At 62.5% G+C, this 1,594-nt stretch carries 1 protein-coding gene; it reads left to right on the forward strand.

Annotated features, from left to right (window positions below; translation table 11 throughout):
- Positions 1–1,477: methyl-accepting chemotaxis protein (locus AC1DH9_RS28875; RefSeq protein ID WP_477809305.1), on the forward strand; the 1,477-nt coding region annotated here is incomplete at its 5' end.
- Between the last annotated feature and the right edge of the window lie 117 nt (positions 1,478–1,594).

Below are 1,594 nucleotides of genomic sequence, written 5' to 3' on the forward strand. Positions count from 1 at the left end.
GTATGACGCCGCAGCGCCTGGCGATGAGGCGGCTCGCGCGCAAGTGGTCAAATTGCTCTCGAGCATCAGCTACGGCAAGGACGGTTACTTCTTCGGCTACGATTCCAACACCGTGCGCCTGTTCAAGGCCAACAGCCCGGAAGGCGTCGGCCAGAGCTTCAAGGACAATCGCGATCCTAATGGCGTGTACGTCAACCGCGACCTGGTGAAAGTCGCCAAGGACGGTACGCACTACCTGCAATACAGCTCGCCGTTGCCTGGCGACAGCAAAGTCCTGGTGCCCAAGCTGGGTTACACCGAATACCTGTCCAAGTGGGACATGGCCGTCGGTACTTCGGTGAATCTCGACGGTATCGAAGCCCAGGTCGCAGCGGTCCAGACCGAGGTTCGCGAGCGCATGGAAGGCGTGCTGCTGAGCATCATGGGCATCGCGGCGGTGGTGCTGCTGGTGATCGCGGCGGTCGGTCTGTTTGTGGCCAATACCATTTTGCGTCCGCTGAACCTGATGAAGGCCAATCTGGACGACATCGCGGCAGGCGAGGGCGACTTGACGCGCCGGCTGGCGATTACCTCTCAAGATGAACTGGGCGAGCTGGCCGGTTCGTTCAACCGTTTTGTCGACAAGATTCACGGCCTGGTGCGGCAGATTACCGAGATGACCTCGCAGCTGACCGGGCTGGTCAATCAGGTCTCCGATCAGGCCCAGCGTTCGGATCAGGCCATGGAACGCCAACGTCACGAGACGGATCAGGTGGCCACGGCGATCAACCAGATGTCGGCGGCAGCGCAGGAAGTGGCGAAAAGCGCCCAAGGCGCTGCGGTGGCGGCCCAGCAAACCGACGAAGAAGGTCAGGCGGCCAAGCGCGTGGTCGCCGGGAGCATTTCGCAGATCCATGCGCTGGTGAAAGATATTCGCAGCAGCGGGGTCTCGCTCGACAGTTTGCAGCAGGACGTGTCGTCGATTGTCAGCGTGCTGGGGGTGATCCGCTCGATTGCCGACCAGACCAACCTGCTGGCGCTGAACGCTGCCATCGAAGCCGCTCGCGCCGGTGAGGCCGGGCGTGGCTTTGCGGTGGTCGCCGATGAGGTGCGCGCGCTGGCCAGTCGCACGCAGCAAAGCACTCAGGAAATTCAGGGCATGATCGACCGCTTGCAGGCCGGCACGCAGTCGGCGGTCGATGCCATGCGCCGCTCCAGCGAGGCCGGTGACGGCACCTCGGCGCAGGCCAATCAGGCGGGCGCTTCGCTGGACACCATGGCCCAGTTGATCGGCACCATCAATTCGATGAACGCGCAGATCGCCAGCGCCGCCGAAGAGCAAACCGCGGTGGCCGAAGAAATCAACCGCAGCGTGCATCAGATCGCCGTCGCCGTGGACAGCGTCGCCGACGAAACCCAGCTCGGTGCGCAAACCTCCCGCAGCCTGGCGGATTTGGGGCAGCGGTTGGGTAAATTGGTCGGGCAGTTCAGGATCTAAAGGTGTTTTTGCTTGAACTCCCGTAGCAGCTGCCGAGCCCGCGAGGCTGCGTTCGAGGACGCAGTCCTCGCAAATCCTGCGTACGCGGTTTACCTGAAAAAACGCGCTGCCTGATTT

Source organism: Pseudomonas sp. 05T35 (assembly GCF_056396605.1).